The organism is Chitinibacter sp. FCG-7 (assembly GCF_040047665.1).
In the GTDB taxonomy this organism is placed as follows: domain Bacteria; phylum Pseudomonadota; class Gammaproteobacteria; order Burkholderiales; family Chitinibacteraceae; genus Chitinibacter; species Chitinibacter mangrovi.
Genome location: NZ_CP157355.1, coordinates 301,069 through 324,550, shown reverse-complemented (window position 1 = coordinate 324,550; position 23,482 = coordinate 301,069). Strand labels below are relative to the sequence as shown.

At 55.5% G+C, this 23,482-nt stretch carries 20 protein-coding genes; 10 read left to right on the top strand and 10 right to left on the bottom strand.

What is annotated here, in order from left to right; all coding sequences use genetic code 11:
• The first annotated feature begins 2 nt into the window (after positions 1 to 2).
• The 3 genes from ABHF33_RS01520 to ABHF33_RS01510 are packed head-to-tail and all read left to right on the top strand — an operon-like array spanning position 3 to position 1,967.
• Complete coding sequence (locus ABHF33_RS01520) at positions 3 to 800, top strand: TatD family hydrolase (RefSeq protein ID WP_348945314.1); 798 nt, start codon at positions 3 to 5, stop codon at positions 798 to 800.
• Complete coding sequence (locus ABHF33_RS01515; RefSeq protein WP_348945313.1) at positions 797 to 1,639, top strand: MBL fold metallo-hydrolase; 843 nt, start codon at positions 797 to 799, stop codon at positions 1,637 to 1,639. Before ABHF33_RS01520 ends, ABHF33_RS01515 begins: the two co-directional genes overlap by 4 nt.
• Positions 1,593 to 1,967, top strand: coding sequence for a DUF2237 family protein (locus tag ABHF33_RS01510; RefSeq protein WP_348945312.1), 375 nt, complete (start codon positions 1,593 to 1,595; stop codon positions 1,965 to 1,967). Before ABHF33_RS01515 ends, ABHF33_RS01510 begins: the two co-directional genes overlap by 47 nt.
• A gap of 50 nt (positions 1,968 to 2,017) precedes the next feature.
• On the opposite strand, the gene ABHF33_RS01505 is transcribed toward ABHF33_RS01510, so the two are convergent.
• Entirely contained in the window at positions 2,018 to 2,836 is an 819-nt protein-coding gene (locus ABHF33_RS01505) for a pseudouridine synthase (RefSeq protein WP_348945311.1), read from the bottom strand.
• Between the two features lie 132 nt (positions 2,837 to 2,968).
• Here ABHF33_RS01505 and ABHF33_RS01500 point away from each other — a divergent pair, with 132 nt between their 5' ends.
• Positions 2,969 to 4,288, top strand: coding sequence for a hemolysin family protein (locus ABHF33_RS01500; protein WP_348945310.1), 1,320 nt, complete (start codon positions 2,969 to 2,971; stop codon positions 4,286 to 4,288).
• Between the two features lie 268 nt (positions 4,289 to 4,556).
• On the opposite strand, the gene rquA is transcribed toward ABHF33_RS01500, so the two are convergent.
• Complete coding sequence (gene rquA, locus ABHF33_RS01495) at positions 4,557 to 5,261, bottom strand: rhodoquinone biosynthesis methyltransferase RquA (protein WP_348945309.1); 705 nt, start codon at positions 5,259 to 5,261, stop codon at positions 4,557 to 4,559.
• A 191-nt stretch (positions 5,262 to 5,452) separates the two neighbouring features.
• Between rquA and ABHF33_RS01490 the strand changes: the two genes are divergently transcribed.
• Positions 5,453 to 6,943: an aminoacyl-histidine dipeptidase gene (locus ABHF33_RS01490; RefSeq protein ID WP_348945308.1), complete on the top strand. Its 1,491-nt coding sequence runs from the start codon at positions 5,453 to 5,455 to the stop codon at positions 6,941 to 6,943.
• A gap of 76 nt (positions 6,944 to 7,019) precedes the next feature.
• The gene (locus ABHF33_RS01485; RefSeq protein WP_348945307.1) at positions 7,020 to 7,490 is read left to right on the top strand and encodes a copper chaperone PCu(A)C; all 471 of its coding nucleotides are present in this window, start codon (positions 7,020 to 7,022) and stop codon (positions 7,488 to 7,490) included.
• Positions 7,491 to 7,523: 33 nt separating this feature from the next.
• On the opposite strand, the gene ABHF33_RS01480 is transcribed toward ABHF33_RS01485, so the two are convergent.
• Positions 7,524 to 9,698, bottom strand: a complete 2,175-nt coding sequence (locus ABHF33_RS01480) for an EAL domain-containing response regulator (RefSeq protein ID WP_348945306.1) — start codon at positions 9,696 to 9,698, stop codon at positions 7,524 to 7,526.
• Between the two features lie 143 nt (positions 9,699 to 9,841).
• On the opposite strand from ABHF33_RS01480, the gene ABHF33_RS01475 reads away from it, so the two are divergent.
• Positions 9,842 to 12,337 carry a bifunctional diguanylate cyclase/phosphodiesterase gene (locus ABHF33_RS01475; protein WP_348945305.1) on the top strand — a complete coding sequence of 832 codons (2,496 nt, stop codon included), beginning with the start codon at positions 9,842 to 9,844 and terminating at the stop codon, positions 12,335 to 12,337.
• A gap of 57 nt (positions 12,338 to 12,394) precedes the next feature.
• On the opposite strand, the gene ABHF33_RS01470 is transcribed toward ABHF33_RS01475, so the two are convergent.
• From ABHF33_RS01470 to ABHF33_RS01440, 7 genes are all read right to left on the bottom strand, one after another.
• Entirely contained in the window at positions 12,395 to 13,285 is an 891-nt protein-coding gene (locus ABHF33_RS01470) for an AEC family transporter (protein WP_348945304.1), read from the bottom strand.
• A 21-nt stretch (positions 13,286 to 13,306) separates the two neighbouring features.
• The gene (locus ABHF33_RS01465; protein WP_348945303.1) at positions 13,307 to 14,488 is read right to left on the bottom strand and encodes an FAD-dependent monooxygenase; all 1,182 of its coding nucleotides are present in this window, start codon (positions 14,486 to 14,488) and stop codon (positions 13,307 to 13,309) included.
• 114 nt (positions 14,489 to 14,602) lie between these two features.
• On the bottom strand, positions 14,603 to 15,922 hold the full coding sequence (pepP, locus tag ABHF33_RS01460; protein ID WP_348945302.1) for a Xaa-Pro aminopeptidase: 1,320 nt from the start codon (positions 15,920 to 15,922) through the stop codon (positions 14,603 to 14,605).
• Positions 15,923 to 16,009: 87 nt separating this feature from the next.
• A complete protein-coding gene (locus ABHF33_RS01455; protein ID WP_348945301.1) occupies positions 16,010 to 16,894 on the bottom strand; it encodes a M48 family metalloprotease in 885 nt (294 codons plus the stop codon).
• A 2-nt stretch (positions 16,895 to 16,896) separates the two neighbouring features.
• Entirely contained in the window at positions 16,897 to 17,415 is a 519-nt protein-coding gene (locus ABHF33_RS01450) for an SH3 domain-containing protein (protein WP_348945300.1), read from the bottom strand.
• Between the two features lie 33 nt (positions 17,416 to 17,448).
• On the bottom strand, positions 17,449 to 19,293 hold the full coding sequence (locus ABHF33_RS01445; protein WP_348945299.1) for an adenylate/guanylate cyclase domain-containing protein: 1,845 nt from the start codon (positions 19,291 to 19,293) through the stop codon (positions 17,449 to 17,451).
• A 116-nt stretch (positions 19,294 to 19,409) separates the two neighbouring features.
• Positions 19,410 to 20,030 carry a TetR/AcrR family transcriptional regulator gene (locus ABHF33_RS01440; RefSeq protein WP_348945298.1) on the bottom strand — a complete coding sequence of 207 codons (621 nt, stop codon included), beginning with the start codon at positions 20,028 to 20,030 and terminating at the stop codon, positions 19,410 to 19,412.
• A 102-nt stretch (positions 20,031 to 20,132) separates the two neighbouring features.
• Here ABHF33_RS01440 and ABHF33_RS01435 point away from each other — a divergent pair, with 102 nt between their 5' ends.
• Genes ABHF33_RS01435 through ABHF33_RS01425 form a run of 3 tightly spaced genes read left to right on the top strand, consistent with a single transcriptional unit; the run spans position 20,133 to position 23,481 of the window.
• Positions 20,133 to 21,428 carry an NAD(P)/FAD-dependent oxidoreductase gene (locus tag ABHF33_RS01435; protein ID WP_348945297.1) on the top strand — a complete coding sequence of 432 codons (1,296 nt, stop codon included), beginning with the start codon at positions 20,133 to 20,135 and terminating at the stop codon, positions 21,426 to 21,428.
• On the top strand, positions 21,425 to 22,267 hold the full coding sequence (locus ABHF33_RS01430; RefSeq protein WP_348945296.1) for a DUF1365 domain-containing protein: 843 nt from the start codon (positions 21,425 to 21,427) through the stop codon (positions 22,265 to 22,267). The genes ABHF33_RS01435 and ABHF33_RS01430 overlap by 4 nt, the downstream gene beginning before the upstream one ends.
• Entirely contained in the window at positions 22,264 to 23,481 is a 1,218-nt protein-coding gene (locus ABHF33_RS01425; RefSeq protein WP_348945295.1) for a cyclopropane-fatty-acyl-phospholipid synthase family protein, read from the top strand. Before ABHF33_RS01430 ends, ABHF33_RS01425 begins: the two co-directional genes overlap by 4 nt.
• Position 23,482 lies beyond the last annotated feature (1 nt).

Genomic DNA, 23,482 nt, shown 5'->3' with positions numbered 1-23,482 from the left:
TTATGAAGTTTGTCGATTCGCACTGCCACATCAATTTTCCCGACCTTGCCAGCGATATAGGCGGTTTGCTCAGCCGCATGGCCGACAATCAGGTGAGCCATGCGCTTTGCGTGGCCGTCAACCTGCCCGAATTGCCGAGTGTGCTGGCGTTGGCCGCAGCGCATCAGAATATTTTTGCTTCAGTGGGTGTCCACCCCGATTATGAGGACACACCAGAACCGAGTGTGGCGCAACTGCTTGAGCTGGCCAAAATGCCCAAGGTCGTCGCGATTGGTGAAACGGGGCTCGATTATTTCCGCCTCACCGGTGATCTGGAATGGCAGCGTGAGCGTTTCCGCACGCATATCCGCGCAGCACGTGAAGCTAGTTTGCCGCTAATTATCCATACGCGTGCCTCATCGGAAGACACGATCCGTATCATGCGCGAAGAACGCGCTGACGAAGTTGGCGGCGTGATGCACTGCTTTACCGAAAGCTGGGAAGTGGCGCAGCAGGCGATGGAGCTGGGCTTTTATATTTCGCTCTCCGGCATCGTAACGTTTAAAAAAGCTGAAGAACTCAAAGACGTTGCGCGAAAAATGCCGCTTGAGCGCTTGCTGATCGAAACCGATTCACCGTATCTGGCACCGATGCCGCATCGGGGCAAGCAGAATCAGCCAGCGTGGGTACGGCATGTGGCTGAGCATATTGCCGAGCTGAAAGGCATTTCACTGCAAGAAGTCGCCGATGCCACAACCGCTAATTTCTTCAAACTGTTTTCTCGGGCTCTTGACCCGACGTTTCACAGGGCTACACCATGACCATGTCACGCTGGCAAGGAGAAGTTGAGGTATTGCTGCTCGGGGTGGGCTCCAGTGGTGGCACACCGGCCCTAGGCTGCCGCTGCACCACCTGCACGTCCAACGATGCGCGCAATACGCGCACCCGTGCCTCTGCAGTAATCCGTGCTGGTGGGCAAACCTTTCTCATTGATACCGGCCCTGATTTGCGCCAGCAGGCGCTCAGGGAGCAGCTTCTCCACGTTGATGCGGTGCTCTATACGCATCCGCATGCCGATCATCTGAATGGCATTGATGATTTGCGCGCCTTTTGCTGGCTGCAAAAAGCCGCTTTGCCAACCTTTGGCAATCGCCTGATGCTCAGCCATATCGAAGAGCGCTTTCCGTATACATTGCTAAAACCGTCCAATTTCTGGGATAAGCCGGTGCTGGAGTTGCACGAAGTCAGCAGCGAGCCAGTGGATTTTGCCGGTGTCAGCATTGAGCCGATTGAAGTGCTGCATGGCAAATGGCCGATTCTGGGTTGGCGTATTGGCGATGTGGCGTATTTGACCGATGTCTCGGCCTTGCCGCCCGCTAGCCTGCCCAAGCTGGCCAATTTGAAAGTGCTGTTTCTCGATTGCTTGCGCGAGCAGGAACACCCCACGCATTTGTCGGTCGAGCAGGCGATTAAGCTGGCCACACAGATCGGTGCCAAACAGACCGTGATGATTCATATGACCCACGAGCTTGAATACCACACACTGAGCCAGCGCCTGCCAGCAGGCATGGTGGTGGGCTATGACGGAATGACGATTGCAACAGGACTAAATCATGACGACGAATGTACTGGGCCAGAAGCTCCAACCATGCAGTTTTGACCCGCTAACCGGCTATTTTCGTGACGGCTGCTGTACGCATGATCAGAATGATCCGGGCCAGCATATTGTGTGCGCGGTGATGAGCGAGCAGTTTCTGACTTTTTCCAAACTCGCTGGCAACGATTTATCAACGCCGCGCCCGGAATATGGCTTTGTCGGTTTAAAGCCCGGTGATCGCTGGTGTTTGTGCGCACGGCGCTGGCTGCAAGCGCTGCAAAAGGGTGCTGCACCTAAAATTGTGCTGGCCGCAACGCATGAAGAAATTCTCGATCTGATTTCGCTGGAAACGCTGGTTGAGTACGGAATAGATCGGCCGGTATTTGAGTAGTTAGGTATATGCCTGTAAGTCAAATCAATATTGATCTACAGCTGTATACCCTATTTATTGTTGAGGAGATGCAATTCTTCTGCGCTGAGTTCTCGCCATTCACCCTTCGCCAATTCTCCCAATTCCAAGCGGCCAATCGCGACACGGATTAAACGCAGGGTGTTGACGCCGTGGGCTTCAAGCAGGCGGCGGATATGGCGGTTTTTGCCTTCGTCCAGCGTGATCTCCAGCCAGGCATTTTTATCGCCGCTGCGCAAAACGCTCACTTTCTTAGCGGCCAGTCGTGTGCCATCGTCCAGAGTGACGCCGCGCTGCATCGCAGCGAGCAGCGCCTCGTTGGGCTGTTGATCAATTTGCACATGATAAATCTTGTCCAGATGGCTATTCGGGTCGGTTAGCCGCGCCGCCCAGCGCGTGTCATTGCTAAACAGCAACAAGCCCTCGCTGGCTTTGTCGAGTCGGCCAACGGGTCCCAGATGCGGCAGCTTGGTGCCGTGATCGTTTGAGAAGCAGCTAAACACCGTTTCGCGACCCTTTTCATCGCTGGCGCTGGTAATCAGTCCGCGCGGTTTGTTGAGCATCAGATACACAAATTGCGGCGCGAGCACGGGCTGGCCGTTGACGCTGAGCTGGTCGCGCTCGATATTGATGCGCTGCTCAGGGTCGCGGCAGGGTTGGCCATTGACTGCGACCACGCCGTTGCGCACCAGTTTTTCGCCTTCGGTACGCGAACAGACGCCCAGCTTGGATAGCGCACGCGCCAGACTGACTTTGGCGCCCGTGTCTGGCCCCGCTACGCTTGGCACTCTGGCGCTACTGGCTGGGCGGGAAACGGGTTTACCGAGCGGGCGGGGCGGGCGGTTCTTCATCAATCATCCGAGGTTAAGTGCAAGGTGCAAAAAGAGAGCAATTTTACCGTGGAAAAGCCATCAATTCGCGCAAAGTGGCGGGAAACGCTAAAATAAGCCCATCTTCGTTCCGGACGGGCGCTTGCCCGCATTATGGATAATTTCTTACTTACGCTGCTGGCGCTGTTTCTGGTGGCGCTTAATGGTTTTTTTGTTGCCGCCGAATTTGGTCTGGTCAAATTGCGGCAAACCAAGGTGCAAAGCATTGCCAGAATAGGCTGGCGCGGTCAGATACTGGTCAAGGTGCATGGCCAGCTGGATGCTTATTTATCAGCCTGCCAGCTGGGGATTACGCTGGCTTCATTGGGGCTGGGCTGGATTGGTGAGCCCGCTTTTGCTGGCCTCATCGGCCCGGTGTTTGTCTGGCTAGGGGTTGAGTCGCAGGCCTTGCTGCATACCGTGTCGTTTATTTTTGCCTTTACGCTGATTTCCTTTCTGCATATTGTCGTTGGCGAGCTGGCACCGAAGTCGCTGGCGATCCGCCGCCCGGAAATCATCGCCTTGTGGACGGCGACGCCGCTGTATTTTTTCTACTGGCTGATGTATCCGGCCATCTGGCTGCTCAATCGCAGTGCCAATTTTATTCTGCGGCTGGCGGGGCTGGATGGCTACGCCGGTCATGATAGCCATTACTCCTACGACGAGCTCAAGTTGATCTTGCGGGCCAATCAGGATAGCGAGGAGATGAATCCGCAGGAATGGAATGTGGTCGCGCAGTCGCTCGATTTTAGCAAGCTCAAGGTGGCCGACCTGATGCGGCCATTTCACGAGGCGGCGGTACTGCATACTGACCGAACGCTGGATGAGAACCTGCAAACCATCGCCGAGCAGCGCTTTAGTCGCTATCCCTATGTCGATGAAGAAGGGCAGGTGCTGGGGGTGATTCACCTGAAAAACCTGTTTCTAGCCGAACTGCGCGACGCCGAGCTGAGCGATTTGCGCCAGTTTGTCCGTCCGGTAGAGGAAGTGAGCCCGGATACGCCTGTCATTGAGCTATTTCGCCGTTTTCGCGCCGGAGCGCCGCATTTTGCAATTGCCGCGTATGGCGACGAGCCACCGGTGGGCTTTCTGACGCTGGATAATCTGCTGGCGGCGCTGGTTGGCGAAATTCGCGACGAGTTTCGCCAAAGCCGTAACGACTGGATGCGGCAAGACGACGGCGCGCTGCTCGGCAAAGGCAGTTTGCCGCTATTTTCGCTGGGACGGGCGCTGGGGATGGATATTGATCATCCCGAGGCCGAAACCGTGGGCGGTCTGATTCAGTGGAAGCTGGGCAATCTGCCGGTGGAAGGCCAGTGCATCGAATTTGAAGGATTTGATGTGGTGGTCAAAAAAATGAACGGCCCGCGTATTGTGATGGTGAAAGTGATTCCGCACACTGCGGCGGATGACGTGCTGGAAGACGACAATTAGATCGGTCTTGTCTTCACCCGGCTAAAAAATGACGCTTTCTGCGTCGCTAGGCTGCTGACAAAGTGGGTTACGACATTTCTTAAGTCTCGGCAAAGCCGAGCCTCGGAAATCAGGTTCTGAATTCGCAGCCTTTATGTTTTATTCCCACCCCTCCCGTCCCCTCCTTGAGGGGAGCCTCGCTTCGCGAGCGGGGGCGTCATCAATCTGGCGACGCTCTTTGCATCGTTTTTTGAATGAGTATTTCTAGAATGTGGCATGGGTATGCCGATCAAGCCTTTCTGGTAACTATCACTGATTGATATACCCCTGCGAATAGGGTTTCTTTTTCCCAGTTGAAATCATCGGCGTGCGTGGCGTAGCTGCTGATCTCATTGTCCCAGAGCGCATTGGCAAACGGCTCAAGATAGTGATTGACCAGCTGCAGGATATAGCGGATCGGCTGCCAGTGTTTGGGCTTGTGGTAATCAACAAACACGGCTTTGCCGCCAGCAGGGATGTGCGCCAGCATATGGTCGACAATGGCGCGTTTTTTATCGTCGGGCACTTCGTGCAGCAGAAAGAAGCTGCAAATCACATCGTAACGCCCCTCAACGGCAAAATCGGCGGCGTCGCTGCGGATAACACTGGCCCACGGCATGTTTTTGAGTTTGGCGCTACCGTGCTCGATCTGGATCGGGGTGACGTCGGTTAAGTGAAACTCGCCATGCGGGCCGACTTTTTCGGCCGCTTTCTGCACCAGATCTCCATACACATGCGCCAGTTGCCAGACGCGATCTCCCGGCTTGATCTGGGCCAGATAGCGGCGCATCAGACGCTGATCATTCAAAAACAGCAACACTTTCACCACGATATTGCGATCAAGTGCCTTGACCCAGTTCGGGTCAACGTAGGCCCAGTCGTAAACCTCGGTCATGTATTCGGGAACCCCTTCGTAGTAGGGATTGCTGGCCAGTGCGGGAGGATTTTTGCTCATGATGTCACTCGGCTAAGTGTTGTTTAGCTATATCCTAAGGGGTATTGGCAGGTCGAAGTTTGTTTTAACCCAAGTTTTGAGTGGATAAAACACATCGCGGCATCTCCTGATGGGCGTGTTGTGCATGTAGTGATATGCTGGGCTACGCATTTGTTATTACGTTGTATAACTACGGTAAACGATTCCTGCCTATGTCGATTGAACAGCTTTCCCCGCCACAATTGTGGCAGCACTTTGCGCAAATCTGCCGCTTTCCCCGCCCGTCAAAACACGAAACTGCGCTGCGTGACCACATTCAGGCCTGGGCGCAGGCGCGTGGACTCTCAACCCAGCTTGATCGCGTGGGCAATCTGATTATCCGCAAGGCGGCCAGTGCCGGGATGGAGAACCGTCTTGGCGTGGTTCTGCAGGCGCATCTGGATATGGTGGCGCAAAAAAATGAAGCGACCAAGCATGATTTCATCCGCGACCCGATTCAGCCCCGGATTGTCGATGGCTGGGTCAGTGCTTGCGGCACGACGCTGGGTGCCGATAACGGCATTGGCGTCGCCGCAGCGCTGGCCGTGCTGGAAAGCCCGGAGGTTGTGCACGGGCCGCTGGAGGTGTTGTTCACGCTGGATGAAGAAGCCGGGATGAGTGGCGCGCAAGGTTTGGAGCCGGGTTTGCTGCAAGGGCACCTGCTGCTGAATCTGGACACCGAAGACTGGGGCGAGATTTATGTCGGCTGTGCTGGCGGCATGGACATCAGCTTGAATCGCTCCTTGCATCATGAAGCGCTGCCCGCTGGTTATGTGGTGCGGGATCTGGTGTTGAATGGATTGAAGGGCGGGCATTCCGGGGTGGATATTCATCTAGAGAGGGGTAATGCCATCAAACTGTTGGCCAGATTGCTCTCTGAGGCAATACCCCGGTTTGATGCCCGGCTGCTGAATTTTCGGGGCGGCACGCTGCGCAATGCCTTACCGCGCGAAGCCTTTGCTCAGCTGGCGATTCCGGCCTGTGATGCGGTGCAGTTTGCCCGCTGTGTCGAGCTCTTCAAACAGATTTTGCAGGCCGAGCTGGGCGAGAGTGAGCCCGCACTGCACTTGAGCGTGAGTGATGCCGAGGCAGGTAATTCACTGGCCTTAACCGCCGCAGATACCGTACTGGCGATTGATTTGCTGCTGGCTTTGCCGCATGGCGTGCGCCGCTGGAGTCAGCAGATTGCCGGTGTGGTCGAGACTTCCAATAATCTGGGAGTGGTCAAAATCGACGAGCGCCGTTTCGAGGCCGTGCTGATGCTGCGCTCACTCACTGATAGCGGTTTGCACGAGCTACAAACCATGATCGAAGCACTGGCCAGGCTGGCTCGCCTGGGCGTCGAAGCTTCGGGCGCTTACCCCGGTTGGGCGCCGGATACGGATTCGGCGGCGTTAAAACTGCTGCAGGATGTCTACCAGCAATTGTATGGTCACGCCCCGGCGGTCAAAGTGATTCATGCCGGGCTCGAATGCGGATTGATCGGCCGTGCCTATCCCGAGCTTGAAATGGTCTCGTTTGGCCCGACCATCCGTGGTGCCCATTCGCCGGACGAGCGTGTTGAAATCAGCTCGGTGGCCCAGTTCTGGCAATTACTGCAATCGGCGCTGGCGGCCGTGGCCGAGAAAACCGAGGCCGAATCAACGCCGATAGCGCAAAAGTAATTGCGCCCGGGGCTTGAAATATGGGCTGCTGCCATGCACATTGGGTAAATAATCACATATGACACTGGGGTCAACCATGAAAGCAGGAATGAAACTGGGTTTGGCGCTGATGCTGGCCATGAGTACCGCGCTGGCACACGACTATCAGGTCGGAGATCTGAAAATAGCCCACCCTTGGACTAGAGCGACGCCGCCGGCGGCCAAGATGGGGGGCGTATTTTTATCGGTAAATAATCTGGGTGCAGAAGGCGATACGCTGCTGAAAGCGGAAAGCGCGGTGGCCGAAGTGGCCGAATTGCACCAGATGGAAATGCTCGACGGCGTGATGAAAATGCGCAAGGTCGAAAGTCTGGCAGTGCCTGCCCGAGGCGAGCTAAAGCTGGCGCCGGGTGGCTTGCACATTATGCTGATCAACTTAAAGCAAGGTTTGAAGGAAGGGGAAAAAATCCCGCTCAAACTGACTTTTGCCAAAGCGGGGGTGGTTGAAGTGAAAGTGCGCGTTGAGGCTATGGGCTCCAAAGGCGTTGCGCCGGGTGAAAAACACTAAGCCTGCCTTTTAATCTGCAAAGCGCGCCAAGGATTACCCTTGGCGTGCCAGTAACCAGCGCTTGAGCTCATCAAGCGGCATTGGCTTTCCATAAAAATACCCTTGCGCCACCGTGCAGCCCAGTGCTTTGAGGCGCTCGGCCTGTACCTCGGTTTCCACGCCTTCGGCAATCGTCGATAAACCCAGCCGCTGCGCCAGATCAATGATCAGCTCGACATATAGCCCGGATTTGGAGTGCGCCAGATCATCAACAAAACTCTTGTCGATTTTCAGGCTATCGACCGGCAGTGCATGCAATTGGCCGAGTGAAGAATAACCCGTGCCAAAATCATCAATCGCAATTTCAACCCCAAGCAGTCGTAGCGCCGCCAGGCAGCTGCGGACGGTGTCCGGCTCGTCCATCGCAATGCTTTCGGTGATTTCCAGCTCGAGTATATTGGCAGGCAACCGGTGTTTGCGCAGCGCCTGGTTGACGCTTTGGACCAGATTGCCGGAACGGAATTGCGGGGTGCTGACATTCACGGCCACGCGGGCGGGGGCATTGGCGAGTAGAGCGATTTCCTTGTACGCCCGGCATGCTTCATCAATGACCCAGTCGCCCATTTCCACGATCAGACCCGAGTATTCGGCCAGCGGAATAAAGACGGCAGGGGGGTGGATAAAGCCGTTTTCGCCCGGCCAGCGCATCAGCGCTTCAATCCCGCTGACCTGGTTGTTGGCCAGATTGATCTGTGGCTGATACCAGATCTGCAATTGCTGATGGTGAAATGCCGAGCGCAACTGGCGGATGATCTCGTGGCGCCAGCGGGTATTGGCCTCCATCTCGGGGACAAAACTCGCCCAGCGCGGATGGGTTTTGGTCTTGGCCTGATTCAGGGCAATATTGGCCTGCTCAAGCAATTGCAAGCCATTGGCCTGATCCTGATTCAGGCTGCGAATTCCCAGCGCAATCTGCACCGGAATTGTATGCTGCTGCGCCTGTAGCGGAGAGTCAAAGAGCTGGAATAACTGATCCGGGTTGACATGCCTGATCGGGCCAAACAGCCCGAAAACGTCGTTGCCCAGACGGGCCACCAGTGTATCCTTGCTGGCAAAATGATGCTTGAGGCGCTGCGCCAGCGAGTGCAACAGTGCATTGCCCACTTCATAACCCAGCCCGTCATTGATGTCGGAAAAACGGCACAAGTCCAGAATCACCACCGCCTGTGCTTCATGGCGGCTGCGCGGTACATGGCCAAGCTGCTCAATAAACCAGCTGCGATTGCCCAGCTGGGTCATTTCATCGTGATAAGCCAGATAGTTCAAACGCTCAAGCTGGCATAAATGCCCCAGCGAAGCCGAAGTATTGGTCGCAAAAACGCTGGCAATTTGCTCAAAATTGCCAAATTCGGTCAGCAGGGTTTTAAATTGCAGGTAAATGACCGCCTGATCATGACCCGCCTGCAGGTGTAGCCAGATTTCGCGTGCACTGAAATGGTGGCTGCCCGATTGCGGGCGCTGCGAGAGCAGGTGCAGGGCGCTGGCGAGTAACTCGGTACTGCATGCGCCCAGATCGTTGGCTGTCGCTGTGAATTGGGGCGGGGTATGAATTTTGGCGACAAAGCCGATACAAGGTCGGTCAAAAATACGTGGGGCATGATCCAGAATAGCCTGGGCAAAGTCTTTGAAATTGGTGCATTCCATCAATTCGGTTTCGGCGTGCACAATCATTTCCAGCCCGCGGCGATTGGCCGAGATGGCGCAAATCTGTGCGTAGCTGCGTAAAGCTGAAGACAAAGCAGTAATCAGGCGATTGCTGGTGAGCTCGGTTTTCAGACGATAATCATTGATGTCGTGCAAATTGAAAATGCCAGGCTCGGGGGCCAGACCCGGCTGGCCAGTACGTAAGATGATGCGCACTTCTTTCAAACCCAGAATGCCGCGAATCTTGGCCACCAGATCCAGCCCGGCAAAATCGTTTTCCATCACGACATCGAGCAAGATCACGGCAAAGTCATTCCGTGTGAGCAGAATTTCGAATGCTTCCCGTGCGCTGTAGGCGTGAACCAGATCGATATTTCTGCCCAGCAACTGGGTGTTTTTCAGCGCCAGACTGGTACTTAAATGGATGTCCTGATCGTCATCAACAATCAGAATGGGCCATGCAGGCAGTGTGGATTCGGCGCCGGGAAGGTCTTCATTGGCAAAGACGAGGAGGTCGTCACTCATACAGGAAAAGCTCTTGGTCTGATTTCCCTACTTTAGCAGTTGTTGGCTCTAATGCTCAGTCTTATTGGTATTGATGGACTAAAAAAGCAAAACGAGGAAAGATGTCAGCCTATCATTAGCGTCTCCTTAACTAGCCGGCAACCGTGAAACTGCATCTTTCAACGAGTCTTTGGCTACTCGCCTATCTATTGTGTTGTCTGCTCGATTCAGCCTTGCTCCGAACAGGAAACAGCTTTGGTCCGGTCAGTCTGGCCGGAGGCGTGGCGCTGGCCGCGCTATTGCAACACGGCTGGCGGATTTTGCCCTGGCTAGCGCTGCTGATGTGTCTGCCCGGTCTTTTGCTGGCTTTGCCTCTTGCCCAAGTGCTGCTGCTGGCTACGGCCAAAGCGGCCTGCTGCGCCTTCTCGTTTTTCTTGCTGGCTTATCCTGCACCTTTGACTGAATTCAAAACCCGGCACGCTTTGTGCCTGCTCTGGTCGGCAGCGGGTGTGTCCTGTGCGGTTTATGCGTGGTTGCTTAGCGATCTGCTGCCGTTGGCTGGCGGTGATCAGAGCTGGCAAAGTGGCTTTACGCTGCTCTGGCTGGGGCAAGCCTTGGGCATACTGATTGTGGTGCCCGGTTTTCTGGCGCTACAGGATGAAATTCGCGAGCTGAGGGCTAATTGGTTGATAGAAGCGACTACCCTAGTTTCGATCGCCGCTTGCGGTGCCATGCTGCTGTTGTCGGATCGCTATCACGATAGTTTGCAACTCACTTACCTGTGTTTTCCCCTGCTGGCTTGGTCTTCATTGCGGCTGGGGCAGGTGGGTAACAGCTTGATTGCGCTGGTGCTGCTGCTGATTTTGGGGAGCCCATCGGTGGCCGCGGGCTTGCCCGGCGAGCAGATGCTGCAGCAATTGGTATTGCTGGGCATGGCGTTGCAAATGGGAATACTGATTGCCGTGATCCGCCGCGAAAGCGAGCAGGCTCTGGCCGATGCCCGCATTGCCAAGCAGGTATTTAACCACGCCTCCGAAGGCATTATGCTTATTTCCAGCCAGCACAAAGTGCTGGCGGTCAACCCGGCATTTAGCCGGATTACCGGTTATTCGGAAGCCGATGCACTGGGCCGTCCTTCCCGCATTTTTGATACGCGGCCCGGCAATCCCAATCATTCGCAGCGGCATTTGCTGGAGCAATTACAGCAAACTGGCCACTGGGAAGGCGAAATGCAGGACAAGCGCAAGGATGGCGAGCTGTATCCGGCCTGGCTCTCGATCAGTGCGGTGCATGATCTGGAGGGGAGGCTTAATCGCTACGTCGGTATTTTCTCTGATTACACCAGCCGCAAACAGGCCGAGCAGCGGGCGCACTATCTGGCGCGCCATGATTCACTCACCGATTTGCTCAATCGCAATGGTTTTCACGAAGAGCTGGCCAAGGCGCTGATCCGGGCCAGCACCAAGCGGCGTGGTCTGGCGCTGCTGTTTATTGATCTGGACCGCTTCAAGTCGATCAACGATACGCTGGGGCACGATGTGGGTGATCAGCTGCTGCGAATTGTGGCGCAGCGGCTGCGCATGCATCTGAAGCAGGATGATGTGGTGGCACGTCTGGGCGGTGATGAATTTACCATTGTGCTGGAAAACATCCATCAGGTGCAGCAGGTCTCGCAGGTGGCCGAACGCTTGCTGCAGGCGATGGCCGAAAGCTATCTGATTGATGGGCAAGCGCTGTTTGTCACCGGCTCGATCGGCATCAGCATGTATCCGAATGACGGCAGTATCGCTTCGCAACTGATGCGCAATGCCGATCTGGCCATGTACCGCGCCAAGGATCTAGGCAAAAATGCTTATCAGTTTTATGCCCATGAAATGAACAGCCTCAATACCCAGCAATTTTCAGTGCAAGCCGCTTTGCGCTTTGCGCTGGAGCGCAATCAGCTGCAGCTGGTCTATCAGCCGCAGATGAATCTGGCGACAGGGCAGCTCAGTGGCATGGAGTGTTTACTGCGCTGGCAGCACCCGGAAATGGGCTGGATTTCACCGGCAGAATTTATCCCGATTGCCGAAGAAACCGGCCTGATTGTGCCAATTGGCCACTGGGTTTTGCTACAGGCCTGCCGCACAGCCCAGCAGTGGCGCGAATCGGGTTTGCTGGTGCCCAAAGTGGCGGTGAATTTGTCGGTTCGCCAGTTCAAGCCTGGCGTATTGCTTGAGCAAGTCTCCAGCGTGCTGGCTGAAACGGGCTTTCCGGCCTATCTGCTTGAGCTGGAAGTGACCGAAAGCCTGATCATGCACCGTATCAATGAAGTAGTTGATATTATGAATGCGCTCAAGGCCATGGGCGTAACGCTGGCGATTGATGATTTTGGCACTGGGTATTCTTCGCTGTCCCAGCTCAAGCACTTGCCGCTTGATATTCTGAAAATTGATCGCTCGTTTATCACCGGCATTCCGCAAAACGACGACGATCTGGCGATTGCCCAGAGTATTGTGGCGATGGCGAAAAAACTCAGCCTCAGTGTGGTGGCTGAAGGCGTAGAAACCGAGGCGCAAATGCTGGCGCTGCGTGCAGCTGGCTGCGATACGCTGCAGGGGTTTTATTACGCCAAACCATTGCCCGCAGCCGAAATTGCGGCAATGATGCCAAAAGTCTGAGTGGATATATTCCTCAGGGGTATGTCCATATGGCGCTATCTGGTATTGCCTTGCAGCTTAATACCCTATGGCTGTATTGAGTGCCAGCCACAATGAGAGTGGCACAAACAACAGTGCGTACAAGGTGCCTGCAACCACTTGTGCCGCCACCAGCTCGGGGTCTTGCTGGTATTGCTCGGCTAGTAGATAGTTGAGCACCGCAGGCGGCAGGGCGCCAAATAGCAGCAAAATGCCAGCCTGTGCGTGTGGCAGCCAATGCGCCAGCGGCCAGGCCAGCGCCAGACCCACTACCGGGCACAAGATGCCGCCAAGCAAACCGGCGCCCCAGCGGCTGACTTTAAATTGAGCCATGCGCACACCGAGCGCGAATAGCATCAGCGGAATGGCGATTTCACCCAGCATTTTGATGGGCTTGAGCAGCCAGTCGGCCAGCGTCAGCTGTGTATATTGCACCACCAATCCGGCCAATAGTGCCCAGATCATTGGCGTTTTCAGTACATCGAGCAGTGGTGCTTGCCGATTGAATAATTTGATGCCCAACGTGAAATGCAGCAAATTGATCAGCACAAAAATAGCCACCGCGCCTTGAAAATGGGCTTCACCAAACGCGAAGAGCCACAGCGGCAGGCCCATATTGCCGGTATTGGTGAACATTTGCGGCACGCTAAATGCAGCGGCGTTCAGGCCAGAGCGGCGCGCGACCAGATACGCGACCAGACCCGAGCCCAGTACGATGAGCGTGGCACATAGCATCAGCGGCCAGTAGGTGAGTAGCGAGGCATTTTTACCGGCCATGGCGCTAAACACCAGCAGCGGCGAGAGCAGATCAATATTGAGCCGGTTGGCCCCGCTCATGTCCACCGGCCGATGCCGCGCATAAGTCCAGCCAATCAGCACAATAATGAGTACAGGCGCGATAATTTGCAGCAGCGGATAGAGGGTGTGCACAGTGTTCCTTCCCGTCGCCGATTAACGCGCGCCGTAGACCATGCGTCTGGCAAAGCCTTTGCGCAGCCAGGCCAGCTGGTCAATCGCCAGCAGCGCAACGCTGCGGGCGTGCTTGATCGGATAGGCGGGCGAGTCAAACACGCTGATCAGGCTGTCGGTAAAGGCCGTGACCAGCCCGGCATCGCGCGCTCTGAGCTGCCGATAGCGTTGCAGGCTGGCCGCTTCGCCCAGCGCCGCTTTGGGTGTTTGTGCCAGTACGTGTGCCAGCGTTTCGGCGTCGCGCAGCCCCAGATTCAGGCCTTGTCCGGCCACCGGGTGCAGTGTTTGTGCTGCATTGCCAATCAACACCACGCGCTCGCCAACGACCGAGTTGAGTGTTTTTAAGGCCAGCGGCCAGCTGGCGCGTTCGCCAACGGCGCTAAATCCGCTGAGCCGGTCGGCAAAGCGCTGCTCCAGCTCGGCAATAAACGCCTCATCCGACAAGGCCAGGCGCGCGGCGGCTAGCTCCGGGGTTTGCGTCCAGACCAGAGTGTAATCCATACCATTGGGGAGTAATGCCAGCGGGGCGTCATCAGCAAAGCGCTCGAAGGCAATACCCCCGTGAGGCTGCTTGGGGGTGACTTTGGCTAGCACCGCATGCTGTGCGTATGATTTAACGCTTTGCCGGATATCGTGCAATTGATCAATCAATTGCCCGCCATCAGCCAGCACCAGCAAGCGGCAGGTGAGCTGGTGCTCGGATTCAAGAGCATTGTGCGAGGTTTGCAGTTTGACCTGCGTAAACCGGGCCATCTGCCGGACAGCGCTGACCCGTGTGCCTAGTGCGAGCGGCGCCTGGCCTGCGGCGACGACATCCAGCGCATGCTGCGCCAGCGCCTGATACGGTACGGTACAGCCCAGCTCTGGCAATTCAAGCTCCTCTGCCGTCAGCACCGTGCGGCCCAGCGTGCCCGCTTGCGAGACATGCACGCGGGTGATCGGCGTCGCGCCCAGCTGGTCTGACCATAAGCCCGCTTGTTGCAGTGCCACGATGCTCGAATGGGCAATGGCCAGCGCACGCGGGTCTTTGCCAATGTGCGATTTGGCTTCAACCAGCAAAACATCGTGGCCGCTGGCCGTCAGTTTTTGCGCCAGCAGCGCGCCCACGGGGCCGCCGCCAACGATCAGAATATCCAGATGGTGGGGGAGTCGTTCAATCAGCATGGTTGGTTTCCAGACGGGGCAAGTCGGAAAGCCGCCCATCTGGCTTATGCGCTCGATGGCGAGCAGATGGGGGCTTTGGCGGCTATTTTACCGCCGGGCGCTGCTAGCGGTGAATTATTTGCCCGCAGCCATCACCGCTTCGATGTCGGCAACGGTTTTTGGACAGGCCGCAGTCAGATTTTCGTGACCAGTCGCATTAATCAGTACGTCGTCTTCAATGCGAATGCCGATGTGTTCAAACGCTTTGGGCACATTAGCGGCGGGGCGGATATAAAAACCCGGCTCGACTGTCAATACCATGCCGGCTTTGAGCTCACGCCATTGCCCATCGACTTTGTAAGCGCCCACATCGTGCACGTCCAGCCCCATCCAGTGTCCGGTGCGGTGCATATAAAACTGGCGATAGCTTTCGGTCTCGATGACTTCGTCGAGTGTGCCTTTGAGCAAGCCCAGATCAATCATGCCCTGCGCCAGTACCCGGGTGGCGGCATCGTGCGGGGCATTCCAGGTTTTGCCCGGCGCACATTGCGCCAGCGCAGCGTATTGCGCCGCCAGCGTGATCTCGTAAACGGCTTTCTGTTCGCTGCTAAAGCGGCCATTGACCGGGAAAGTGCGCGTAATGTCGCTGGCGTAGCCGTGCAATTCGCAGCCCGCGTCGATCAGCAATAAATCTCCATCACGCAGCACACCGTTATTTTCGCCATAGTGCAAGACGCAGGCGTTCGGGCCACTGGCCACAATGCTGCCATAGGCCGGAAAACGGCTGCCCTGACGATAGTAATCATGCAGGATTTCAGCTTCGACCTGATATTCGAATTGATCCGGCTTGGTAAATTGCATGGCACGTATATGCGCCTGTGCGTTGATAGATGCTGCCTGGCGCAAGATACCCACTTCAAAATCATTTTTGATCAGCCGCATTTCATCCACGACGCTGCGTACGTCAACCACGGTGGTCGGCGCGCTGATTCCGGTGCGTACCAGCGAGCGCACATTGGTAAGCCAGCGGTTGATCTGGCGATCCCAGCGCATTTCCTTGGCCAGCGGGTAATAAATGCGCGGCTGGTTTTTCAGTAGCTCGACCATGCGGCTATCGAGCTCATCCAGCGAGTAGGCTGCGTCAAAACCGAACGTGCTGGCGGCAGCGGCCGGGCCAAAACGGAAGCCATCCCAGATTTCGCGTTCCTGATCTTTCGGGCGGCAGAACAGGATGTTCTCAACCCGCTGTTCGCCAATGATTTGCACAAAAACCGCATCCGGTTCGCTAAAACCGGTGAGGTAGTAAAAGCTGGAGTCAAAACGGAATGGGTAGGTGGTGTCGGCGTTGCGGATGATTTCCTGCGTCGTTGGAATGATCACAATGCCCGGTGCCAGCTGCTGCGCCAACTGGGCCCGTCGCTGAATGCAGGTTTCGATAAGCTGTGTGTGTTGCATGACAAGGCCTTTGAATGGGCGATCAGGAAAGAGCAAATTATAAGGCCGCAATCGTGATTGCGGCCTGATTGTGCGGCGATAAAATGACTATCGCTTTACCTGATTGAAACGTTTGGTGTTTTCGGTTGCATCGGCGTAGCCTTCCAATTTTTCGCCGACTACCTGGTCAATATTATCGAGCCGCTCTTGCGGTGACGGGTGAGTGCTAAACAGCAGCGCGACCGTGCTGTCGCTGGCGTTGACCGAGCCGAGCAATTGCAACACGCTGACCAGCGCATACGGGTTGTAGCCTGCGCGGGCAGCCAGCACCATGCCATTGACATCGGCAACATACTCGTCGTTTTTGTCCAGCCCCCGGACAAAAATCTCGGACAGGGCTTTGCCACCTTTTTCACCGGCTTTGGCACCCGATTTGCCGCTATTGTAGTCGGCGACAATCGAGATCAGATCCGAGCCTGCCTGTTGGCTTTTGCTGCTGATTAGCGCTTTAACATGGTGTTTTTGCGTTACATGGGTAATTTCATGCCCCAGAATGGCTGCCAGTTCGGCTTCGCTGCGGATGCGATCCCACAGCCCGCGTGTGATCAGGATGTACCCGCCAGCAGCGGCAAAGCTGTTGATATTGGGTGTATCAATCACGCCAAAACGCCAGTTCAGGTGTGGCTGTTCGGATTGCATGGCAACCCATAGCCCCACCTGGTTCACATAGCGCTGAACTTTGGCATCGTTCATCAGTGGCGCAGCGCCCAGCAGATTGGCCATTACATTGTGGCCAAGCACTTCTTCCTGTTCGGGCGTGAGCCCTTTGACCGAAGTATTGAGTGCCTCGCCAGCGTTGCTCAGTACGCTAAGGCCTTTCGATAGCGTGTCACCACTGAGCAGTTTGCCCAGATCCAGTGCGTGAGCCGGTGCCGCCAGACTTGTGGTGATGGCTGCTGCAAGGGCAAACGGAAGTAAGAACTGCTTTTTCATGTTTAGGGCCTCCGCTCTTGTTGTTGCTTGTTGCTGGGTGCAGATGTAGGCGTTGAATTGGCAAATGCGGGTACTTGCACCGGAATTAATTGATTGGCTTGCGCTGATTTTTGCGCGTCAGCGCTATTGGCTGCATAGCTGCTCATTTTGGCGACTTCGGCCAGATTCGGTCGCGCATTCTGGATTTCTTCGGCCGAAAGACCTTTGACGCCGGTGGTTACGGTTTTGCCTGATGATCCCGTTTTAATCACATTGGCCAGTGCAGTGCTCGAACTCGTGGTGCCGCTGCTGGTGCGCACATTGAGCAGCTTAATCCAGCCCGCTTGCCCGCTCGGCAATTTCACCTGCATCCACGCCCCTTTACGTGACTGGATGTCAACCAAGGTGTTGCTGGGTACATTGCCCAGTACGGCGGCATCGAGAAAAGGTTTGTCGCGCAAATCGGTTTTGCGGATCACTGTGCCTGGTTCGGCCAGAGCAAGGCTGCTGAGCAGTAGCAGCGAGTAAAACATGCGAGTCATAAATTCACCTGCAAACGGAAAAATTAAAATACATCAGTGCGATTGGCTATTTTGGCTATTGGCCCGGTATTTTGGTTCAAACAATTCAACGGCCTGCTCGCGCCCTTTGACCGAATAAGTGCCATGATCAATAAACTCGAATGGCGTATCGGTTTGCAGGCAGGCGGCCCTGCAATTTTCCGAGATCAGAACTCGGGCCACTCCCTTGGTAAGCCCTTCGATGCGGGAGGCTAAATTCACGGTATCACCAATCACCGTATAATCAAGCCTTGATTCCGAGCCAATAAATCCCACAACGGCTTTGCCGGTATGCAAGCCAATACCGACTTCAAATTCAACTTGTACTTCATGTAGTTGCGCGCGAAATGATTCTACCGCTTGCGCCATCTCCAGCGCGGCTGCAACGGCATGATTGGCGTGTTGCTCATCATGCGCCGGTGCGCCCCAGAATGCCATGATGGCGTCGCCAATAAATTTGTCCAGCGTGCCACCGTGTTTGAAAATAATCGCTACCTGCATTGAAAAATACCGATTAAGCAATTCAACCATAAATTCAGGTGGGTGATTCTCCGACAAAGTGGTAAAGCCGCGGATATCGGAAAACAGCACGGTCAGCTCGCGTGCTTCGGCTTTTTTATTCAGGTCAATCTCGCCACGGGCAATCAGCTCGCCAACGACGCGTGAATCAAGAAAACGCGAAAACATCGCCACAGCTTGTTCGCGGCTGGCTTTTTCCGATAAATAAGACAGCAATGCGGCCAGCCAGAAGTAAATCCACGCCCATGCCAGCGGCGCAGCCAGCGGCAGAAACCAGTATTTTTTCAACCCCAACCAGGCAATCGCAATCGTGATTACACTGATGCTCAGCAAAGCCGCTGCCAGCCAGAGCGTGTTTTTGCCCTTGCTAAAACCGAGCATCAGCAAGGCGCTCAGGATTGCAGCCAGTAGGGCAAAAGGTTGGCGTGGCGGATCTCGCAGCCAGTCATTGTGCTGCAGATTGTCGATTGCGGTGGCAAGGATTTCAACGCCGGGGTAGGTCTGGCTCAACGGCGTGGGCCGGAAATCCTGCAAGCCTGGCGCGGCAGTCCCAATAATCAGCGTTTTGCCGCGAAACTCGGTAGGAGAGCGCTTGGGAGTGGCACTATTGGCATCCAGGTACAGGCTGGAGTATGAAATGTGCAGGCGCTGATGTTGCCAATTGAGCCGGATTTTATCCTGCTGGACCGCTGGCCACTGAAAATCAAGTGCCAGCCGCTGTGGCAAAGAGGGAATTAACCAGCCGTCAATGGTTTCATGAATCAGGTATTGTCGCCCGATGCCGTCGGCATCATCGCTGAAGTTGATTAGGCCACCGCGCCAGGATGAACGATCAAGCACGGCTGGCAGCATCAGCGTCGCGCTCGCATCGGCTTTGGCCTTGGCTGTGGCAATCAGGCCCACGCTTTTGGGGAGTTCAGCGAGCCGGGTGCGGTTGCCGTCGGCAAGCAGGGTATGGGCAAAATACAAATTATTGTATTGGGCTGCGGTTTGCCTGAATAAATCGTCCGACTCGGTGCCAAAGGTATCGGGCTCGTTAAACATCATGTCAAACACGATGGCTTTGGGCTGCTGCGCGGCCAGATAGTCGATCAGCTCAGCATGAATCGAGCGCGGCCAGGGCCATTTTCCGGCGACCTCGTTCATTTCCTCCAGGCTTTTCTGGTCAATATCAATGATCAGAACATTGTCGCTGGCCACTCGGGTGTGCGCATGCCATTTGAGCATGACATCGCCTGCAGATAGATCGATACGGCGGCTGAAATTGAACACGCCGTAGTCGAGTACCAGCAAAAGCAGCAAAACGGCAAAGAGCGAAACAAAGGTGAGTCGTTGGCGCATGGCGGTACAGCTGAGTCGGGGTAAGTCTTTATAACCCATTTATGCGCGGACAAAAAAACAAAATCGCCGCGCTGCGTCCTGCCGCTGCGAAAACCAATGCCTTAATCGCTACATCCTTAATCGCGATGTCCGCCGTGCAGACCAGCAAAACACACCTGCAACATATGTTTGATGATCTGCTCATTATCGAGCTTGCTGTAGCGTTGCAAAAATTCGACTGCCGGATCGCAGGTTCGCGAATAGTAGCTGAACAAAATCACGTCGCTGGGCAGGCTGGCGTCTAGATCACCACTTTTTTGCGCCTTGGCGACCAGTTTTTCCAGCTGGTAATTGAGCTTGAGTACCCGGCCGACGTATTTGAGGTTGCGCGTCAGCATATCGCGCACATGCGCGCTCGTGGATGGCAAAAACGGCATGCCGCCTTCCAGCCTGACCCGAAGCGCCCATTCGAGCATGGCGCTGAGCACTTCAATCGGTTTGAGGTCTTTATCGAGCTGATCCAGAAAGTCACCCGCACCATCGATCAGCCTGATCATGGCTTCGCCCACCAGGTCTTCCTTGGATTTGAAGTGTTTGTACAGACTAGGTTTAGAGATGCCCACGGCGCTGGCGACATCATCCATCGTCATCAAATCAAAACCCTTGTCTTTCAGGATCATGGTGGTCGCATCGAGAATCGCATTTTCGCGCAATTTGAATGCCTGATCTTTAAAGCTTAGCTTGCCAAGTATACTCATCGGTCTATTTTGCTACTAACTAGTAGCTTTTATATTGAAGTAGTAGTAATGTTATCACTAGTGTATTCGTTTTGATACCATAACGATGGATGAACGGTCTATATGAACCAAGCAGCCAAACAACGCATCGCCGTCATCGGCTCGGGCATTTCCGGGCTGGCCAGCGCGTATTTCCTGAGTCGAGCCCACGAGGTGGTGCTTTTTGAGGCCGGTAGCTATCTTGGCGGCCATACCAATACCGTCGAGGTGACGCTGGAAGGGCGCACAGCCCCAGTTGATACCGGCTTTCTGGTGTTTAACGAAAAAACCTACCCCAATCTGATTGCGCTGCTGGCCGAGCTGGGCGTGGGCAGCTATGCCACCGATATGTCGTTTGGGGTGTCACTCGATGACGGGCGGCTGGAATGGGCTGGGACTAATCTCGATACGGTGTTTGCCCAGCGATGCAATCTGCTCTCGCCGCGTTTTATCGGCATGCTGCGCGATATTCTGCGCTTTAATGCTGCCGCACCGGAAAACCTGCAAGAGTGCTTGCACAGCGGTGCGACGCTAGGTCAATTGCTTGAATCGGGCCAGTATGGCGCAGCGTTTCGCGATGCCTATCTGCTGCCAATGGCTGCAGCAATCTGGTCCAGCTCGCCCAACGATATTCTGGACTTTCCCGCCGCCACCTTTTTGCGTTTTTGCCTCAATCACGCGCTACTGCAGGTCAATGACAGGCCACAATGGCAAACCGTGCAGGGCGGTGGGCGTGAATACGTGCGCCAAATCGCCGCCACGCTCGGCGATATCCGCCTCAATAGCCCGGTGAGCCGGATTGAGCGGACAGCAGAGGGCGTGCTGGTTCACTTTGCGCAGAAGGGTGTGCAACAGGCCGAGCTGTTTGACGCAGTGATATTGGCCACGCACGCGCCGCAATCGCTGGCCATACTGGCCGATGCCACCGAGGCCGAACGTGCGGTGCTCGGCGCAGTGCGCTATCAGCCCAATACGGCTGTGCTGCATACCGATGTCAAACAACTGCCGCAACGGCGCAAAGTCTGGTCGGCCTGGAATTATCTGGGCGGAGCTGCCGTATCGGGCGAGCGCCCGGTGTGCGTGAGTTATCTGCTCAATCAATTGCAGAATCTGCCATTTGAAACGCCAGTGGTGGTAACGCTCAATCCGTTTACGCCACCAGCACCACAGACCGTGCTGGCACAGTTTGATTATGAGCATCCGGTCTTTGATCAAGCTGCGATTGATGCGCAAGCGCAACTACCTGCCATTCAGGGGCTGGATCGGGTCTGGTTTGCCGGCGCCTGGACGGGTTATGGTTTTCACGAAGACGGACTTAAATCTGCCTTGCGGGTGGTGGCCGATTTTGGCCTGCTGCCTGATTGGGCGAAGGTGACATGATGCCCGCCGCGGCCTACTTGCTGCGCGGTCAGGTGATGCATGCCCGGCTCCGCCCTATCATCAACCGCTTTGTGTATCCGGTGTTTTGTGTGCGGCTGAATCTGGCGCGGCTCTCCGAGCTGCGCGGGCGCTGGTTTGGCGTCGATTGCATGCGGGCGGTAAGTGTGCAAAGCCGTGATTATGGCCCGCGAGATGGTTCTGATTTGCTGTGCTGGATACGGCAAGTTTTGCGCGAACACGATCTGCCGCACGATGGTGAAGTCTGGCTGCAAACGTTTCCGCGCGTGCTGGGTTTTGTATTTAATCCGGTCAGTTTCTGGTATTGCCACGATGCAAACGGCGATTTGCGCGCTGTACTGGCCGAAGTGAATAACACCTTTGGTGATACGCATAGGTATTTGCTCATAGCTCAAGCTGGTGCTGTGATTGATGAAGATACCCCCTTGCTATCGCGCAAGCTGATGCATGTATCGCCATTTTGCGCGGTGTCTGGTCATTATCAATTCCGTTTGCGCGACACGGCCAGCACGGCTTTTGTCGGTATCGACTACTTCGATGATGCCGGTTTGCTGATCAAAACCGCCATCGGCGGGTATAAACAGCCATTAAATGATGCCAGCATGCTGCGTGCACTGCTGGCACAGCCTCTGCTAACGCTGGGTGTTTTCGCCAAAATCCACTGGCAGGCACTGAAACTGTGGTGTCAGAAAGTGCCTTTTTACCGCCAGCCCCCGGCTCCAGAGCCCAATCTCAGTTTTCAAACGCCGCTGAGCGTGAAAGCCAGCTTCGTCAATGATCGCAGTTTCAATGACCGCAATTTAGAGGAGCGTTCATCGTGAGCCAAACCCGCACCCTGACTATCAGCGCCAACCGCAGCTTGCCCAATGCGGCCAGATTATTTTTGAAATTGCTCAGCCAATTGCGCCATGGCCATTTGCAGCTGATTACGCCGGAAGGCGAGTGCATGACCTTTGGCGATTTGCACCAGCCTCCTAGCGCCACCTTGCAGATTAATGACTGGCGTGCCTGTGGGCGCATTATCAAGGCGGGTGATATCGGTTTTGCCGAAAGCTATGCCGCAGGCTGGATTGATAGCCCCGATCTGACCTCGGTGCTGCGCCTGGCCATCCGTAATGAAGCGGTGCTTGAGCAAATGGTGTTTGGTGGTAAATGGGCCACGCTGTGGTATCGGCTCAAGCACTTGCTGCGCCCCAATACCCGCGAGGGCAGCCGAAAAAATATCCACGCGCACTACGACATCGGTAATGATTTTTACCGGCTGTGGCTTGATCCAAGCTGGACGTATTCGAGCGCGATTTTTGCCGGCGATTTTGCCCAGTCGCTGCAAAGCGCCCAGCAGCGCAAATACCAGCGCATTATTGACGAGTTGGGTTTACGCGCCGGGCACCGGGTGCTGGAAATCGGCTGCGGCTGGGGCGGTTTTGCCGAGCACGCCAGCCGCCTAGGCATCCATGTGCACGGCGTGACGATTTCACCAGCCCAGCTGCAGATTGCGCAAGCACGAATCGACGCGCAGGGGCTCAATGCCCTGGCTGATCTGGAAATCTGCGACTACCGCGATCTATCCGGCCAGTACGATGCGATTGTGTCGATTGAAATGTTCGAGGCCGTTGGCGAGCGCTTCTGGGCGCAATATTTTGCCACCGTGGCCGAACGGCTCAAGCCCGGCGGACGGGCGCTGATTCAGACCATCACCATTGATGAGCGCTATTTCGAGCGCTATCGCAGCAGCACCGACTTTATTCAGCAATATATTTTCCCCGGCGGCATGCTGCCCAGCCCCGAGCGTTTTGTCGGCAAGGCCGAGCGGGCAGGCTTGAAAACGTTGGACCAATATCGTTTTGGCCGTGATTACGCTGAAACGTTACGCCGCTGGCTGGCTGATTTTGAAGCGCAGCACAACACGATTCGCGAGCAGGGTTTTGATGAATCGTTTATGCGGATCTGGCGGCTGTACCTGACGTATTGCGAAGCAGGCTTTGATGAGGGGCGAACTGATGTTATTCAATTCCTATTACAGAAAAGCCGTTAAT

Coding starts and splice junctions, on each gene's coding strand:
- ABHF33_RS01520 (WP_348945314.1), top strand. CDS start 3: ATGAAGTTTGTCGATTCGCACTGCCACATCAATTTTCCCGACCTTGCC.
- ABHF33_RS01515 (WP_348945313.1), top strand. CDS start 797: ATGACCATGTCACGCTGGCAAGGAGAAGTTGAGGTATTGCTGCTCGGG.
- ABHF33_RS01510 (WP_348945312.1), top strand. CDS start 1,593: ATGACGACGAATGTACTGGGCCAGAAGCTCCAACCATGCAGTTTTGAC.
- ABHF33_RS01505 (WP_348945311.1), bottom strand. CDS start 2,836: ATGAAGAACCGCCCGCCCCGCCCGCTCGGTAAACCCGTTTCCCGCCCA.
- ABHF33_RS01500 (WP_348945310.1), top strand. CDS start 2,969: ATGGATAATTTCTTACTTACGCTGCTGGCGCTGTTTCTGGTGGCGCTT.
- rquA (WP_348945309.1), bottom strand. CDS start 5,261: ATGAGCAAAAATCCTCCCGCACTGGCCAGCAATCCCTACTACGAAGGG.
- ABHF33_RS01490 (WP_348945308.1), top strand. CDS start 5,453: ATGTCGATTGAACAGCTTTCCCCGCCACAATTGTGGCAGCACTTTGCG.
- ABHF33_RS01485 (WP_348945307.1), top strand. CDS start 7,020: ATGAAAGCAGGAATGAAACTGGGTTTGGCGCTGATGCTGGCCATGAGT.
- ABHF33_RS01480 (WP_348945306.1), bottom strand. CDS start 9,698: ATGAGTGACGACCTCCTCGTCTTTGCCAATGAAGACCTTCCCGGCGCC.
- ABHF33_RS01465 (WP_348945303.1), bottom strand. CDS start 14,488: ATGCTGATTGAACGACTCCCCCACCATCTGGATATTCTGATCGTTGGC.
- pepP (WP_348945302.1), bottom strand. CDS start 15,922: ATGCAACACACACAGCTTATCGAAACCTGCATTCAGCGACGGGCCCAG.
- ABHF33_RS01455 (WP_348945301.1), bottom strand. CDS start 16,894: ATGAAAAAGCAGTTCTTACTTCCGTTTGCCCTTGCAGCAGCCATCACC.
- ABHF33_RS01450 (WP_348945300.1), bottom strand. CDS start 17,415: ATGACTCGCATGTTTTACTCGCTGCTACTGCTCAGCAGCCTTGCTCTG.
- ABHF33_RS01445 (WP_348945299.1), bottom strand. CDS start 19,293: ATGCGCCAACGACTCACCTTTGTTTCGCTCTTTGCCGTTTTGCTGCTT.
- ABHF33_RS01440 (WP_348945298.1), bottom strand. CDS start 20,030: ATGAGTATACTTGGCAAGCTAAGCTTTAAAGATCAGGCATTCAAATTG.
- ABHF33_RS01435 (WP_348945297.1), top strand. CDS start 20,133: ATGAACCAAGCAGCCAAACAACGCATCGCCGTCATCGGCTCGGGCATT.
- ABHF33_RS01430 (WP_348945296.1), top strand. CDS start 21,425: ATGATGCCCGCCGCGGCCTACTTGCTGCGCGGTCAGGTGATGCATGCC.